Source organism: Actinospica acidithermotolerans, assembly GCF_018139625.1.
In the GTDB taxonomy this organism is placed as follows: Bacteria; Actinomycetota; Actinomycetes; order Streptomycetales; family Catenulisporaceae; genus Actinospica; species Actinospica acidithermotolerans.
The window spans coordinates 41,908-58,045 of the sequence record NZ_JAGSOH010000036.1 but is presented as its reverse complement, the minus strand read 5'-3'; the positions used below and the strand labels follow the sequence as shown (position 1 = coordinate 58,045).

At 72.1% G+C, this 16,138-nt stretch carries 11 protein-coding genes; 6 read left to right on the top strand and 5 right to left on the bottom strand.

What is annotated here, in order from left to right; translation table 11 throughout:
• The 3 genes from KDK95_RS14570 to moaA form a co-directional block, all read left to right on the top strand.
• Window positions 1–1,333 (top strand): PrsW family glutamic-type intramembrane protease (locus KDK95_RS14570; RefSeq protein ID WP_212518684.1); only part of this gene is annotated, 1,333 nt, incomplete at its 5' end.
• A gap of 143 nt (window positions 1,334–1,476) precedes the next feature.
• Window positions 1,477–2,709, top strand: a complete 1,233-nt coding sequence (locus KDK95_RS14565) for a phosphodiester glycosidase family protein (RefSeq protein ID WP_212518683.1) — start codon at window positions 1,477–1,479, stop codon at window positions 2,707–2,709.
• A 66-nt stretch (window positions 2,710–2,775) separates the two neighbouring features.
• The gene (gene moaA / locus KDK95_RS14560) at window positions 2,776–3,783 is read left to right on the top strand and encodes a GTP 3',8-cyclase MoaA (protein WP_212518682.1); all 1,008 of its coding nucleotides are present in this window, start codon (window positions 2,776–2,778) and stop codon (window positions 3,781–3,783) included.
• A 315-nt stretch (window positions 3,784–4,098) separates the two neighbouring features.
• On the opposite strand, the gene KDK95_RS14555 is transcribed toward moaA, so the two are convergent.
• Window positions 4,099–4,536 carry a DUF3099 domain-containing protein gene (locus tag KDK95_RS14555; protein WP_212518681.1) on the bottom strand — a complete coding sequence of 146 codons (438 nt, stop codon included), beginning with the start codon at window positions 4,534–4,536 and terminating at the stop codon, window positions 4,099–4,101.
• A gap of 174 nt (window positions 4,537–4,710) precedes the next feature.
• On the opposite strand from KDK95_RS14555, the gene fabG reads away from it, so the two are divergent.
• Window positions 4,711–5,436: a 3-oxoacyl-[acyl-carrier-protein] reductase gene (gene fabG / locus KDK95_RS14550; RefSeq protein ID WP_212518680.1), complete on the top strand. Its 726-nt coding sequence runs from the start codon at window positions 4,711–4,713 to the stop codon at window positions 5,434–5,436.
• 6 nt (window positions 5,437–5,442) lie between these two features.
• The gene (fabI, locus tag KDK95_RS14545) at window positions 5,443–6,210 is read left to right on the top strand and encodes an enoyl-ACP reductase FabI (RefSeq protein ID WP_212518679.1); all 768 of its coding nucleotides are present in this window, start codon (window positions 5,443–5,445) and stop codon (window positions 6,208–6,210) included.
• A gap of 85 nt (window positions 6,211–6,295) precedes the next feature.
• Here fabI and KDK95_RS36955 read toward each other — a convergent pair whose 3' ends face one another.
• Complete coding sequence (locus tag KDK95_RS36955; RefSeq protein WP_372463324.1) at window positions 6,296–9,523, bottom strand: S41 family peptidase; 3,228 nt, start codon at window positions 9,521–9,523, stop codon at window positions 6,296–6,298.
• Window positions 9,516–12,740, bottom strand: coding sequence for a S41 family peptidase (locus KDK95_RS37700; protein WP_212518677.1), 3,225 nt, complete (start codon window positions 12,738–12,740; stop codon window positions 9,516–9,518). Before KDK95_RS37700 ends, KDK95_RS36955 begins: the two co-directional genes overlap by 8 nt.
• Before the next feature lie 118 nt (window positions 12,741–12,858).
• Between KDK95_RS37700 and KDK95_RS14530 the strand changes: the two genes are divergently transcribed.
• Complete coding sequence (locus KDK95_RS14530; protein ID WP_212518676.1) at window positions 12,859–15,291, top strand: Tex family protein; 2,433 nt, start codon at window positions 12,859–12,861, stop codon at window positions 15,289–15,291.
• A gap of 76 nt (window positions 15,292–15,367) precedes the next feature.
• On the opposite strand, the gene KDK95_RS14525 is transcribed toward KDK95_RS14530, so the two are convergent.
• Both KDK95_RS14525 and KDK95_RS14520 read right to left on the bottom strand, forming a co-directional pair.
• Entirely contained in the window at window positions 15,368–15,889 is a 522-nt protein-coding gene (locus tag KDK95_RS14525; protein WP_212518675.1) for a Clp protease N-terminal domain-containing protein, read from the bottom strand.
• Window position 15,890: 1 nt separating this feature from the next.
• Window positions 15,891–16,136: a helix-turn-helix domain-containing protein gene (locus tag KDK95_RS14520; RefSeq protein WP_212518674.1), complete on the bottom strand. Its 246-nt coding sequence runs from the start codon at window positions 16,134–16,136 to the stop codon at window positions 15,891–15,893.
• Window positions 16,137–16,138: the final 2 nt, after the last annotated feature.

The window sequence follows — 16,138 nt, the reverse complement described above, 5'->3', positions numbered from 1 at the left end:
GCCCCAGCAGCCCCCGCCGCCGTCGTGGGGGCAGAGCCAGGGCCAGCAGCAGTACCCGCAGCCCCAGCCGCAGTACCAGCCCGTGCAGCAGCAGGGCTGGGGCCAGCAGCCGCCCCCGCCGCCCTACGGGCAGGGCGGCTACGGCCAGCAGCAGCCCTACTTCCCGCAACTCCCGCGGCAGACGGTGCACTTCAACCCGGTCATGCTGCTGCCGATCCACCACTGGATCCGCGACCGTTCGCTGCGCAACTGGATCACGATCCTGTTCGTCACGCTGGTCGTGGTGCCCTCGATCGCGCTCGTGTACGTCGGCGACGACGTCACGAAGATATCCAAGTCCACCTGGGCCTTCGCGATCTACTTCGCGTGCGCCTGGCTGCTGGTGCTCTGGATCGCGATCCGGCCGCCGCTGATCCGGCCGATGATGCTGCTGGAGGTCGGCCTGATCGGCCTGATCTTCGAGGCGCCGCTGGCGATCTGGCTGGAGAAGAAGCTCGAGACGCAGAACCAGGGGCTGTTCGCCTACATCTTCACCGTCGGGCTGCCCGAGGAGTTCGTGAAGATCCTGCCGATCGTCGTGCTCGGGCTGATCCTCAAGAACGTCTGGGGGCCGCTCACCCCGAAGGACTACCTGTTCCTCGGCGCGGTCAGCGGCCTGGCGTTCGGCGCGGCCGAGGCGGTGCAGTACATCAACGTCTACATCCCGGCGAACTCCGGCGAGATCGCCACCGCCGCGGCCGGCCAAGGGGCCGACCCCAGCTCGATCGGCCAGTACATCGCGATGACCTCGATCCAGAGCGGATCCTGGCGCTTCGTCACCGACCCGATGAGCCACGCGGTGTGGGCCGGCATCTCCGGCTACTTCGTCGGCCTCGCCTTCCAGCACCGGCGCTACTTCTGGCTGGCGTTCGTCGGCCTGGGCCTGACCTCGGTGCTGCACGGCATCAACGACGACGTGGCCGGGCACTGGTTCTGGATCGTCGAGATCGTCGTCAGCGTGCTGCTCTTCATGGCGTACGTCCAGGCGGGCGGCGTGATCGAGCAGCAGCTCACCGAGGCCGACGAGGCGCATGCACGGCTGACCGGGCACGGCTATCCGGCCGGCGCGTACGCGATGCCGATGCAGCAGCCGATGGGCGCGCCGGGCTGGGGCCAGGGCGCCCCGCCGCCGCCCGCGCCCGGCGTCTCGGGCACCTGGGGCCCGGCCGGCGGCACCGGGGCCTACCCGGCCGCGCCGACCTGGAACCCGGCCGCGGGCTGGGGCCAGTCCGGATTCACCCCGCTGCCCGGCTACCGGCCGCCGGCCGGGGGACAGCAGCCGCCACCTGCGTGAAAAGCGCCTTTGCAACAGCTTAAGACGATTTCAGGAACCGGTGGGCCGCTCCGCACGTCTGTCCGCATAGGACAAGCCGCGCGGGGCGGCCCGTGCCGTCTTCCCGCGGAGCGAGCAGTCGTCGAGCCGGGAGATTCAGCCGCATGGCGGATGGGAAGGGCGTGACCCGCAGCGCGGACCGGGACCTGACGGTTCCGGCCCCGCGCGTGAACCGGCGCAAGGGCAAGAGCCCGCGCAAGGCGCACAAGCCGATGACCCGCGGCCGGAAGATCCGCCGCCGAATATTCAGAGCAGTCGCGCTCGTCCTCGTGCTGGTGCTCGGGTACGTCGGCTACACCATCGAGCCGTACCTGACGTACGCCGGCTCCGACACCGTCGCGGCACGCGTCGCCGAGTGGGGCCGCGACCACCACCTCAGCTGGGCCGTGACCTGGCTGGAGAACGAGACCTACAAGGCGCCGCCGACCGGCGGAAAGCTGAGCAACCAGCAGGTCAAGACGCTGCAGGGGGCCACGATCTCACCCGCCCAGGCGGCCCGCGACGAACTGCCGGCCAACATCCCGCCGCTGGCCTCGGGCACCGTCCAGGACGAGGGCGTCTGGCACCCCGCGGTGAGCGACTCCGCGGGCGTGCCGATCCTCGAGTGGGCGGGCCTGCGCCCCGACGCCGAGCACACCTCCGAGCTCGCCTACGTCGCGTGGATGAACCAGAAGGCCATGACCTTCCAGCTGCACCCGGGCTCGCAGCAGCCGGGCGGCACCTTCTCCACGCCGGACGACATCCCGGCCGGCTCCCGCACGAACCTCATCGCGACCTGGAACGGCGGCTTCAAGGTCAACCCGAACGACTCGCTGAGCGGCTACTACCAGGACGGGAAGACGGTCCGCGCCCTGGTGGACGGCAAGGCCTCCGAGGTGTTCTACAAGGACGGCTCGCTCAAGATCGGCGAGTGGGGCCGGGATCTGACGATGACGCCGCAGGTCGTGAGCGTGCGGCAGAATCTGAGCCTGCTGGTGGACAACGGCCAGGTCCAGGCGGCGGGCAACTCCGGCTCCGGCACGAAGTGGGGCGTGACCGTGAACAACGCGTTCTTCGTGCCGCGCTCGGGCGTCGGGATCACCGCGAAGGGCGACATCGTCTACGTCGGCGGCCAGGACCTGTCCGTGGACACGCTCGCCAAGCTGCTCAAGCAGGCCGGCGCGGTCAACGCGATGGAGCTGGACATCAACGCCGACTGGACGTCGTACATGTATTACACCGTCACGGGTACCAGCGCCGGCGACCCGACGCCGACCAAGCTGTGGGATTTCACGCAGCCGGCGGACCGCTACTACCAGCCGAGCAGCCGAGACTTCGTGGCCGTATACAAGCGCTGAACGCCGAAGACCGGCGTTGGACGCCGGGCACGTGATGCGGCTGCCGGCAGGGACTAGGCTGGAGCCATGCTGGTAGATCGCTTCGGACGCACCGCCACCGACCTGCGCGTCTCGGTGACGGACAAATGCGATCTGCGCTGCACGTACTGCATGCCGGCGGAGGGGCTGCCCTGGCTGCCGCGCGAAGAGGTGCTCACCGACGACGAGATCGTCCGCCTGGTGCGCATCGGCGTCGAGCGCCTCGGCATCCGCGAGGTGCGGCTGACCGGCGGCGAGCCGCTGATCCGGCCGGGCCTGCCCGGCCTGATCGGCCGGCTGGCCGAGCTCGCGCCGCGGCCGCGCCTGTCGCTGACCACCAACGGCGTCTCCCTCGCCCGGCTCGCCGAGCCGCTGAAGGCGGCGGGCCTTGACCGGGTCAACGTCTCGCTGGACACCCTCGACCCGCAGCTGTTCCGCACCCTGACCCGCCGGGACCGGCACGACCGGGTGATCGCCGGGATCGACGCCGCGCTTTCCGCCGGCGTCGGCCCGGTGAAGATCAACACGGTGCTGATGCGCGGGGTCAACGACCACGAGGCCGCGGATCTGCTGCGCTGGAGCCTGGAACGCGGCTGCGAGCTGCGCTTCATCGAGCAGATGCCGCTGGACGCGCAGCACGGCTGGGACCGGGAGAAGATGGTCACCGCCGACGAGATCCTCGAGCAGCTCTCCGCCGAGTTCGACCTCGTACCCGAGGGCGCCGAGGCGCGCGGGACCGCTCCGGCCGAGACCTGGCTGGTCGCCGGATACCGGACGCCCGACGGGCGGCCCGCGCGGGTGGGCGTGATCGCCTCGGTCACCCGGCCGTTCTGCGGGGACTGCGACCGGGTCCGGCTGACCGCCGACGGCCAGATGCGCACCTGCCTGTTCGCCCGCGACGAGTCCGATCTGCGCACGGCGCTGCGCGGGGGCGCCGCGGACTCGGAGATCGCCGAGCGGTGGCGGGTCGCCTTCCAGGGCAAGAAGGCCGGCGCCGGGATCGGCGAGCCGGACTTCGTCCAGCCGGTCCGGCCGATGTCCGCGATCGGCGGCTGAGCACGCCGGAAAGGCCGCCTCCGGGCGCGCGGAACGGCGCGGATCGCGGTGAGGGCACGGCGGATCGCATTGAGAGCGCGCACAATCGGGGAAAAGGCGAACGGTCGGCACACGGGGGGGATGCCGACCGTTCGCGGCAGGCGCGGCTGTCGACGGCGGCGCCTGCGGGGCAGCGCCTCGACGGGGGAACGAGGCGTGCGTAAGAAGTATGGCACACTCCGGCGGTAGGTGTGAACTCCAGACCAATATGACTTGCGGTGAACTCACTCGCGTCGGCGCCGGTAGCGTTTCCGCAGGCCAGAACGGGTTTTTCGATCACTCTCGGTGCTGCTGACGCTCCGTCAAGTCATCGTCCGGGTCCTCGTCCGCGGCCCATTCGGCGGACGGTTCTTGATCATCCGCCCCTCCCCGCGCGCCCTCGGATCCGGCGATGCCGCGCTCCGGCCCGGGCAGTTCGCCCTGCCGCGGCCCGCCGATCATCAGGTTGGTCGGCGCCGGATCCTGGGTGGGCGCCCCGTTGGCGCGGATCACCGCGACGTACGGGATGATCGTGGCCACCAGGCCCAGGATCACCCGCTCCATGATGGTGAGTCCGGGCACGAAGACCACGACCAGGATCGCCACCACGCGGAAGCCCATCGTGGCGGCGTACTGCTTCTGCCGGCGGGCGACCTCGTCGAGGTGGCTGCCGTCCGCCGTGGTGATCCCGTAGGCGGGCTGGTGGCGTCGGTGGCGCGAGATGGAGAGCCTCACACCCCCAGCCTAGATCCGCGCGAAGATCCCGTTAAGACCGGGGCGGCGGAGGGGATCAACGACCGCCGCGTTTCTTTGTACGGTCCGCTAGGGCAGGTCGCCGCGCCGAGCCGGTACGGTAAGCCCTGGAAACGACAGCAGGGGATCAGGACCGACGTCAGAGAGGGCCCCACCTTGAGCAGGTCAGTACTCGTCACCGGCGGGAACCGGGGCATCGGCCTCGCCATCGCCGCCGCGTTCGCCGAGCAGGGGGACAAGGTCGCGCTGACCTACCGGTCCGGCGAGCCGCCCGAGCTGAAGGCCGCGGGCGAGGGCTCCGTGCTCGCCGTGAAGTGCGACATCACCTCCGCCGAGGACGTCGAGCGGGCGTTCGCCGAGATCGAGGCCGCGCACGGCCCGGTCGAGATCCTGGTGGCGAACGCCGGGATCACCCGCGACACCCTCGTGCTGCGGATGAGCGAGCAGGACTTCACCGACGTCCTCGACACCAACCTGACCGGCTCCTTCCGGGTCGCCAAGCGCGCCGCCAAGGGCATGCTGCGGCTCAAGCGCGGCCGGCTGATCTTCATCTCCTCGGTGGTCGGCCTGTCCGGCTCGCCGGGGCAGGTGAACTACGCCGCGTCCAAGGCCGGCCTGGTCGGCATGGCCCGCTCGCTCGCGCACGAGCTCGGCTCCCGCTCGATCACCGCGAACGTCGTCGCGCCCGGCTTCGTGGACACCGCGATGACCGCCGAGCTCGGCGAGGACCGCAAGAAGCAGATCCTCGACGCCGTGCCGCTGCGCCGCTACGCGCAGCCGGAGGAGATCGCCGGCGTCGTCAAGTTCCTGGCCTCCGCCGAGGCCGCGTACATCACTGGTGCCGTCGTCCCGGTCGACGGCGGTCTCGGAATGGGGCACTGAATCAGCATGGGTATTCTCGACGGCAAGCGCATCCTGATCACCGGCGTGATCACCGACGCGTCCATCGCCTTCTCGGTCGCGCGGCTCGCCCAGGAGGAGGGCGCGGAGGTCGTGCTCACCGGCTTCGGCCGGCTCAGCCTGGTCAACCGGATCGCGGCCAAGCTGCCCAAGCCGGCCCCGGTCATCGAGCTCGACGTCACGAACCCGGAGCACCTGGCCGCCCTCGAGGCGAACGTCCGCGAGCACGTGGACGGTATCGACGGCGTCGTGCACTCGATCGCCTTCGGCCCGCAGGACGCGCTCGGCGGCAACTTCCTCAACACCCCGGCCGAGTCCGCCAAGACCGCGTTCGAGGTCTCGGCCTTCTCCTACAAGTCCCTCGCGATGGCGGCGCTGCCGCTGTTCGGCGAGCGCGGCGGCTCGATCGTCGGCATGGACTTCGACGCGCAGGTGGCGTGGCCCGGCTACGACTGGATGGGCGTCGCCAAGGCCGCCCTGGAGGCGACCAACCGCTACGTGGCCCGCGACCTCGGCGCCAAGGGCATCCGCAGCAACCTGATCTCGGCCGGCCCGGTCAAGACCATGGCCGCGAACTCGATCCCGGGCTTCGACCGGTTCGAGGGCGTCTGGGACGGCCGCGCGCCGCTCGGCTGGGACCTGACCGACGCGGAGCCGGCGGCCCGCGGCGTGATCGCGCTGCTGTCCGACTGGTTCCCGAAGACGACCGGCGAGGTCATCCACGTCGACGGCGGCCTGCACGCCATCGCCGTCTGACGCGCCGAACCCGAGCGCCGAGCGCCCCCGCCACGCAGCAGCGTGGCGGGGGCGTCCGCTTCGCCGGATCAGACCGGCCAGCCGATCAGACCTCCGGGATCTGCGGCGGGGTTACCGCAGGGTGCTGCTCCAGGGCCTCGAGCGCCAGGCGCACCGCCTCGGCCAGCTGCGGATCGTGGCCCGCGGCGTAGTCGTGCGGGGCGTAGGCGACCTCGACGTCCGGGTCCACGCCGTGGTTCTCGACTGCCCATCCGGCGTTGTCGAACCAGAACGCGTACTTCGGCTGGGTGACGCCGGTGCCGTCGACGAGCGAGTACTTGCCGTCGATGCCGACCACGCCGCCCCAGGTGCGCTGGCCGACGACCGGGCCGAGGCCGTAGCGCTTGAAGGCGTTCGTGCCGATATCGCCGTCGGAGCCGGCGAACTCGTCGGTGATCGCCACCATCGGGCCGCGCGGGGCGTCGGTCGGGTACGAGGTCGGCTCGCTGCGGCGGGAGACGTCCCAGCCGATCACCTTGCGGGTCAGCTTCTCGATGACCAGCTGCGAGGTGTGCCCGCCGCCGTTCTCCCGCAGGTCGAAGACGAGGCCCTCGCGGCTCAGCTCGACGTGCAGGTCGCGGTGGTACTCGGCCCAGCCCTGCGACATCATGTCCGGCACCTGGATGTAGCCGAGCCGTCCGCCGGACAGCTCGTGCACCTTCGCGCGGCGGGACCGGATCAGGTCGTAGTAGCGCAGCCCGTACTCGGTGGACAACGGCACGACCACGACCCTCCGGTCCGCCTCGCCCTCCCGACGAAGGGTCAGCTCGACCGGCTGGTCGGCCTTGCCGACGAGCAGCGCCGCCGGACCGGTCGCCGGATCGACCGCCCGGCCGTCGACGGCGACGACCGCGTCCCCCGCCTTCGCCGAGACGCCGGGCGCCTCGAGCGGGGACCGGCCGAGGGAGACGGAGGTCTCGCTCGGCAGGATCCGGGCGATCCGCCAGACGCCGTCCTCGCCCCGGGCCAGATCCGCACCCAGGTACCCCTGCCTGTGGGCCGGGGAGTGGTCGCCTTCCGGGCCGCGGACGTAGGCGTGCGAGGTGTTGAGTTCGGCGCCGACCTCCCACAGCACGTCGCGCAGGTCGTCGGCCGAGCCGGCGCGTAGCGCGAGCGGCAGGTAGCGGGCGTGGACCGCGTCCCAGTCGACGCCGCCCATGTCCGCGCGCCAGAAGTTGTCGCGCAGCAGCCGCCAGTTCTCGCTGTACATCTGCCGCCACTCGGCGACCGGCTCCACGACCACGCGGATGCGGTCCAGATCGACGGTGATCGCGTCCTCGTCGTCCTTGGCGTCGTGGGCCTTGACGGTCAGCTCGCCGTCCTTGCGGTAGGCGATCCGGGTTCCGTTGCCGGAGACCGCGTAGCCGTCCAGAGCCTCGACGATCGTGGTCAGCTTCCGCTTGGCCAGGCTGTAGGACCGCAGCGCGGGTTTGGGGTGCTCCTCCTCCGCGCCGACCAGGCTCTCGCCGAGCACGCCGGTGCGCGGCACGTCCAGCCAGAGCACCGAGTCCTCGGCCGCCGCGAGGGCGCGGTAGTTGCCCGCCTGCACCGGGAACGGCACGACGCGCGCCGCCAGCCCCTCGAGGTCCAGCCGCACCGGCTCGACGGCGTCCCCGGCCGCGTCCTCGCCCTCCTCGCCGCCCTTCTTGCCGTCCCTGCCCTCGGGTTTGGCCGGGCGGCCGTTGAGCTCGGGGGCGAACGGCGAGGGGGTGTCGGCGGCGAGCGTGACCAGGTACGGCCGGACGCCGGGCAGGAATCCGAGGTCGAACAGCTGCGCGTCGTACACCGGGTCGAAGGTGCGGTTGGACAGGAAGGCGAGGTACTTGCCGTCCTTGGTGAACACGGGGGAGTGGTCGTCGAAACGCTTCGGCGTGACGTCCACGATCTCGCGGTCGGCCAGCCGGGCGAGCCGGATGTGCCGGAACTCCTCGGCCGCCGCCCAGCCCTCGGTCCAGGCCAGCAGCGCGGAGTCGGGGGAGAAGCTCAGGCCGGTGACCTCGGCGACCGTGCTCCGGGAGAGCTCGCTCGCGGCACCGGACTCGACGTCGACCGTGAGGACCCGGCCGTCGTCGCCGGCCACGGCCAGGGTCTTGGCGTCCGGCGACGCCGCGAGCTCCAGCACCCGGCCCAGCTCGCCGCTGAGGATGCGCCGCGGTTCGCCGCCGTTCGCCGGGATGATGTCGAGGCCGTCCTCGCCGTCCGAGTCGGAGACGCAGACGACCGTCGAGGTCCCCGGCAGGATCAGCGGGATCCGCGCGCGCACGCCCGGCTGGTCGAGCACCGCGCGGGCCGGCCCCTGCTCGACCGGCAGCCAGTGCGCCGTGCCGCGCACCTCGGCCGTGACGATGCGGCCCGTCTTGCAGAGCGCGAAATCGCCCAGGGCGGACTTCGCCGACACCGGGAACGGCGCTCGCCCCGACCGCACGCCGCCGAGCTGCACGTTCAGCTTGACCGGTTCCGCGTCGAGCGATTCGAGCAGCCACAGGTCGCCCGCGCACTGGTAGACCACGCGCGTCCCGTCGGTCGTCGCGTGCCGGGCGTAGTACGCGCCGTGGTCCGTGTGACGGCGCACGTCGGTGCCGTCCGGCAGTGCGGAGTAGACCGCCGCCGCGCCTTCGTGGTCCGACATGAAGGTGACGCGCCCGGAAACCCACATCGGGTTCACCAGGTGGTTGCCGACCTCGGTCAGGATGCGCTCGTACGTCGTGCCGTCCGGCGAGTACCAGATCTTGCCGCCGGTGCCGCCGCCGTACCGCTTCCACTTGGCCGGCTCGCGGTAGGTCGAGGTGCCGACCAGCACCGCGCCCTCGGGCGAGATCGAGACGTCGGCGGCGGAGCCGTACGGCAGTTCGCGCGCGGGACCGTCCAGCGGAACCGCGAAGGGCCACGTGTGCATGCCCGCGTGGTGCTGGTGCCAGCCGGTGACGAGCACCTCGGTGTCGGAGAGCCAGCCGCGCACGCCGGAGGTCTCGAAGCCGTCGCTGCCCCAGTGCGTCAGCCGCTTGACGGAGCCGCCGTCCACCTCGACCGCGTAGGCCTCGCGCGCGCCCTCCCGCGCCGCGCTCCAGGCCACGTGGGTGCCCGACGGGTTGAGCCGGGGGCTGACCGGCGGGGTCCGGTCGGCGGTCAGCCGCCAGGCCCGGGCGCCGTCCGCCCGCGCCGCCTCCAGCGGGGCGAGCCAGACGTCGTCTTCGGCGACGAATGTCAGGAGGTTGCCGGACAGGTGTGGGAATCGAAGATAAGGGTTGTCTGCCACGGTGCCGACTCTATTCATGTTCGGTGATTTGCGTCGAGAAGGTTTCCGGCCGGAGCGGGGGCGGCGGCGGAGGAGTTGCGGCCGGGGTGCGCGCCAGCGCGTCGAGCGCCAGCCGGACCGCGGTCTCGAGCTGCGGATCGCGGCCCGCGGCCCAGTCCTGCGGGGCGATCGGCACCTCGACGTCGGGCTCGACGCCGCGGTTCTCCAGCGCCCAGCCCTCGTCGTCGGACCAGAACGCGTACTTCGGCTGGGTCGTCCTGGTCCCGTCGACGAGCACGTACCTGCCGTCGATGCCGACCACGCCGCCCCAGGTGCGGGTGCCGACGACCGGCCCGAGCCCGTAGCGCTTGAAGGCGTGGGTCGCGATGTCGCCGTCGGAGCCCGCGAGCTCGTCGGCGAGCGCGACGATCGCGCCGCGCGGCGCCTCGGCCGGGTAGCTGAGCGGCCTGCCGCGGCGGCCCGCGTCCCAGCCGATGATCTTCCGGGTGAGCTTCTCGACGACGAGCTGCGAGGTGTGGCCGCCGCTGTTGGCCCGCAGGTCGAAGACGAGGCCTTCCCGGGCCAGCTCGACGGGCAGGTCGCGGTGGTACTCGGCCCAGCCGGGCGACATCATGTCGGGCACGTGCACGTAGCCGAGCCGTCCGCCGGACAGCCCGTGCACCCGCGCCCGCCTGGCCCGCACCTCGGTCTGGTATCGCAGGGTTCTTTCATGGTGGGCCGCGGTGACCGCCACCCGCCGGTCGGGCTCGCCGTCCCGGCGCAGCGTCAGCTCGACCGGCTTGCCGGCCTTGCCGACCAGCAGCGTGCCCGGGCCGCGCACCGGGTCCACGGCGCGCCCGTCGACGGCGACGATCGCGTCCCCCGGCCGCGCGGCGACGCCCATCGCCGTCAGCGGCGAGCGCCCTTCGGCGACGGAGTTCTCCCCGGGCAGGATGCGGGTGATCCGCCAGAGGCCCTCCTCGTCGCGCTCCAGATCGGCGCCCAGCCAGCCCAGCGCGAGAGCCGGATCGACCTTCCCGGCGGGCGGGTTGACGTACGCGTGCGAGGTGCCGAGCTCCCCGCCGACCTCCCACAGCAGGTCGCGGAGATCGCTGGCCGAACCGAGGCGCCCGACGAGCGGACGGTAGCGCGCGCCGATCGCGGCCCAGTCCACGCCGCCCATGTCCGCGCGCCAGAAGTTGTCGCGCATCAGACGCCAGTTCTCGTCGTACATCTGGTGCCATTCGGCGACGGGCTCCACGGTCACCCGGATCCGGTCCAGATCGACGGTGATCGGCTCGTCCTCGCCTTTCACCGGACGGACCGTAAGTTCGCCCTTCTTCCGCACGGCGATCCGCTTGCCGTCCGCCGATACCGCGTACGAGTCGACCGATTCGACGAGCGTGGACAGCGTGCGCTTGCGGAACTCGAAGCGTACGAGGTCGGGCTTCGGCTTCTCGCCGTCCTCGGGCAGTGCGTGGTGCTCGCCCAAGACGCCGGTGTGCGGCTCATCCAGCCACGACATGCCGCCCTCGACCGCACGCAGCTTCCGGAACGAGCCCGCGTTCACCGGGAACGGCTCGATCCGCTCCTCGATGCCCGCGAAATCGATCACGACCGGCGCGACGTCGTCGCCGCCCTTCGTCTCCCCGGCCTTCGCCGGTCGCCCGTCCAGCTCCGCGGCGAACGGCGACGGCGTGCCCGCGGCCAGCCCGATCAGGTACGGCCGGACGCCGGGCAGGAAGCCGAGGTCGAAGCCGTGCGCGTCGTACGCCGGGTCGTGGACGCGGTTGGAGAGTAAGGCCAGGTACTTGCCGTCCTGCGTGAACGCGGGGGAGAAGTCGTGGAACCGCCGCGGCGTCACGTCCACGATCTCCCGGTCGGCCAGCCGCGCGAGCCGGATGCGCGAACGGTCGTCGCCGGCCCACGTCCAGGGCGCCGCCCACGCCAGATAGGCCGAGTCCGGGGAGAAGACCAGATCGGCCGGCTCGAAGTGCTCGTCGTTCCGGTCGAGCTCCGTCGCGATGCCGGTCTCGACGTCGATGACCGTCAGCCGGCAGTCGTCGCTGGACACGGCCAGGGTCCTGCCGTCCGGCGACGCCGCGAGCTCCAGCACCCGGCCGAGCCCGCCGCTCAGGATCCGGCGCGCGGGCCCGCCGTCCGCCGGGACGAGGTCGATGCCGTCCTCGCCGTCGGAGTCGGACACGCACACGACGGTGTCGGTCCCCGGGAGCACGATAGGTATTCGAGCACGGACACCGGGCTCGGCGAGCACCGCGCGCGCCGGACCGTGCTCGACCGGAAGCCAGTGCGCCGTACCGCGCACCTCGGCCGCGATCACCCGGCCCGTCGTGCTCAGCGCATAGTGTCCGAGCCCTGATGCCGCGGAGACCGGGAACGGGGAGCGGCCGGACCGTACCCCGCCGAGTCGCACGTCGAGCCGCACAGGGTCGGCGTCGAGCGAATCGAGCAGCCACAGCTCGCCCGCGCGCTCGTACACGATCCGTTCGCCGTCGGTGGTGGCGTGGCGCGGGTAGTAGGTGCCGAGGTCGGTGTGCCGGCGCAGGTCCGAGCCGTCCGGCAGCGCGGAGTAGATCGCGCCCGTGCCCTCGTGGTCCGACAGGAAGACGACACGCCCGGACACCCACATGGGGCCCGCGAGGTGATTGCCGACGTCGCGCAGGATCCGCTCGAACTCGGCACCGTCCGCCGAGTACCAGATCTGCCCGCCGCGTCCGCCCCGGTAGCGCTTCCAGTACGCGGGCTCGCGGTTCGCGATCGGACCGAGCAGCACCGCTCCGTCCGGCCCGATCGACAGGTCCGCGGCCGGCCCGTAGGGCAGCCGCCGGGCCGGTCCGTCCAGCGGCACCGCGTACGCCCAGACCCGCTTCGCGGTCCAGTGCTCGGGCCACCCCGTCACCAGCGCCTCGGTGTCGGAGAGCCACCCGCGCACTCCGTCGCCGCCGGGCACCGTGCCCGTCTTACCCCAGTAGGTCAGTCTGCTGATCGGACCGCCGTCGACGGCGACCGCGTACGCCTCGGGCGCGCCGCCGCGCTGCGAGTTCCACGCGACGTGCGTGCCGGACGGATTCAGCCGCGGATTGCTGACCTGCACCCGGTCGGTGGTGAGCCGCCAGGCGCGCGCGCCCTCGCGCACGGCTTCGTCGATCCGCGCGAGCCAGACGTCGTTCTCGGCGACGAACGTCAGGAGGTTGTGGGCCAGATGCGGGAAACGTAGGTATGAAGAATCAGCCACGGTCGTGACATTACGCAGCCCGCCCGTTCTGAGCCGTCGTTCTCGCCGCGAGCCGATAGGCTTCGAACCGGCCCCCGGGACGGCGGCCGCAGCAGGAGAGACGTTGGAACGAGGAGAGATGTCGGCACCCCAGAGCGCGACCCAGGTCAGCACCGCCACGGCCATCAACCTGCGGATCGCGGAGGAGCTTCAGGCGGCCCCCGGCCAGGTGCGCGCCGCGGTCGACCTGCTCGACGACGGCGCGACGGTGCCGTTCATCGCCCGGTACCGCAAGGAGGTCACCGGAGGTCTGGACGACACGCAGCTGCGCACGCTGGAGGAGCGGCTGCGCTACCTGCGCGAGCTCGAGGAGCGGCGGGCCGCGATCCTGGAGTCGATCGAGTCGCAGGGCAAGCTGACCGACGAGCTGAAGGGGCAGATCCTCGCCGCCGACGCGAAGGCGCGGCTCGAGGACATCTACCTGCCGTACAAGCCGAAGCGGCGCACCAAGGCGCAGATCGCGCGCGAGGCGGGCCTCGAGCCGCTGGCCGACGCGCTGCTCGCCGACCCGAACCTGGACCCGCAGCGGGAGGCCGCCGGGTACGTCGACGCCGACAAGGGCGTCGCGGACGCCGCCGCCGCGCTCGAGGGCGTCCGGGCGATCCTGGTCGAGCGCTTCGGCGAGGACGCCGACCTCGTCGGCGAGCTGCGCGAGCGCATGTGGGAGCGCGGCCGGATGGTCTCGAAGGTGCGCGAGGGCAAGCAGGAGGCGGGCGCGAAGTTCGCCGACTACTTCGACTTCGCCGAGCCGCTCACCAAGATCCCCTCGCACCGCGCCCTGGCGATGTTCCGCGGCGAGAAGGAGGAGGTGCTCGACCTCGTCTTCGACCCGGAGCCGGAGGACGCCGAGCCCGGCGCCCCGGCCGTGAGGTCCGGCTACGAGGTGCGCATCGCCCAGCGCTTCGGCCTCGAGGACCTCGGCCGCCCGGCCGACCGCTGGCTGCTGGACACCGCCCGCTGGGCCTGGCGTACCAGGATCCTGATCCGGCTCGGGGTGGACCTGCGGATGCGGCTGTGGCAGAACGCCGAGGACGAGGCGGTCCGCGTGTTCGCCGCCAACCTGCGCGACCTGCTGCTCGCCGCCCCGGCCGGCACCCGCGCGACCCTCGGCCTCGACCCGGGGCTGCGCACCGGCGTGAAGGTCGCCGTCGTGGACGCCACCGGCAAGGTCGTGGCCACGCACACGATCTACCCGCACGCGCCCGCGCGCCGCTGGGACGAGTCGATCGCGATCCTCGCCAAGCTCGCGCAGCAGCACAGCGTCGACCTCGTCGCCATCGGCAACGGCACCGCCTCCCGCGAGACCGACAAGCTCGCCGCCGAGCTGATCGCCAAGCACCCCGAGCTGAAGCTCACCAAGGTGATGGTCAGCGAGGCCGGTGCCTCGGTCTACTCCGCCTCCGCGTACGCCGCGGCGGAACTGCCGGACCTCGACGTCTCGATCCGCGGCGCCGTCTCCATCGCCCGCCGCCTGCAGGACCCGCTCGCCGAGCTCGTGAAGATCGACCCGAAGTCCATCGGCGTCGGCCAGTACCAGCACGACCTCGCCGAGGGCAAGCTCTCCCGCTCGCTCGACGCGGTGGTCGAGGACTGTGTGAACGGCGTCGGGGTGGACGTGAACACGGCCAGCGTGCCGCTGCTCACCCGCGTGTCCGGCATCGGCGAGTCCCTCGCCAAGGCGATCGTCGCCCACCGCGACGGCAACGGCCCCTTCCGCACCCGCGAGTCGCTCAAGCAGGTCCCGCGCCTGGGCCCGAAGGCCTTCGAGCAGTGCGCGGGCTTCCTGCGCATCCCCGGCGGCGACGACCCGCTGGACAGCTCCTCGGTGCACCCGGAGGCCTACCCCGTCGTCCGCCGCATCGTCACGTCGGCGGGCACTGACATCAGGGACCTGATCGGCAACGCGAAGGCGCTGCGCGCCCTGAAGCCGCAGGAGTTCGTCGACGACACCTTCGGCCTGCCGACCGTCACCGACATCCTGAAGGAGCTCGAGAAGCCCGGCCGCGACCCGCGCCCCGAGTTCAAGACGGCCACCTTCAAGGAGGGCGTGCACGAGCTCAAGCACCTCGAGCCCGGCATGATCCTGGAGGGCGTCGTCACCAACGTGGCCGCCTTCGGCGCCTTCGTCGACGTCGGCGTCCACCAGGACGGCCTGGTCCACGTCTCGGCCCTGTCCCGCAACTTCGTCAGCGACCCGCGCGAGGTCGTCAAGCCCGGCGACGTCGTCCGCGTCAAGGTCCTCGACGTCGACGTCCCCCGCAAGCGCATCGCGCTCACCCTCCGCCTCGACGACGAGGCGGGCGCCGCCCGCGGCGCCCGCGACGGCGGCAACCGCAACGCCGGCGGCAGCCGCGACGGCGGCCAGCGGCCCCCGCGCCAGCAGCGCGGCGGCAACGGCGGCGGCAACGGCGGCGGCGGCGGTGACCGCAACCGCGGCCGCGACGGCGGCGGCTCCGGCGGCGGCGACACGGCCCTGGCCGACGCCCTGCGCCGCGCCGGCCTGGTGAAGTAGCGGTACGCGGTACGACAAGACGTGTGTGGGACGGTGAACTCCACCGTCCCACACACGCTCTTCATTCAGCCCACGATCAGCGCACGGACTCCCGCAGCCGCACCACATCCACACCCGAGGCGGTCAGTACGCTGACGCCCGTCTCGTCCCCGTCGAGCACTCCCAGCAGCAGATGCTCCGTATCGATGTGCTCTCGGCCCGCCGCCCTTGCCTCCTCCAGCGACGCCTTCACCGCCTGCTTGGCGGCAAGCGAGAAGGGCGGGCGCGGGTAGTTGAACGCGCCCGGTCCGAAGGAGGCGTCGGCGCGGCGCCGGATCTCGTCGAGGTCGATGCCGAGTGAGGACAGCGCGTCCCTCGCGTCGCGGGCGGTGGTCGCCTGGGAGTGGCTCGCCACCTCCGCGCGCAGCCGGGTGAGTTCGAGGCCCTGGGCGCGAAGCGCCTCGCTCGCGGCGCCTGCCGTTTGGGCGAGGCCGAGCAGGAGGTGCTCGGTGCCGATGCTGTCGTGGCCGAGCGAGGCGGCCGCGTCCCTGGACGCGACGATCGCTCGCTTGGCGAGCTCGGTGAAGCGGTCGTAGACGGTCGTCACCTCGGTGGTCATGTCAGTTCTCCAAGCCTGTGGCCTTGCGGCGGGCAGCGTGCTTCTCGTGCACGGACTGGCGGCTGACCTGCAGCGCGGTCGCGATGTTCTGCCAGGACCAGCCCTGCGCGCGGGCGTTGTCCACGTGCAGCCGCTCCAGCTCCTCCAGCAGGCGACGCAACTCCAGCACCGCTCGCAGCCCGACCGCAGGGTCCTTGTCGGTCACCTGTGCCGCCAGCGCGGCCGCAGGCGTCTCCGCAGCGTTCATGG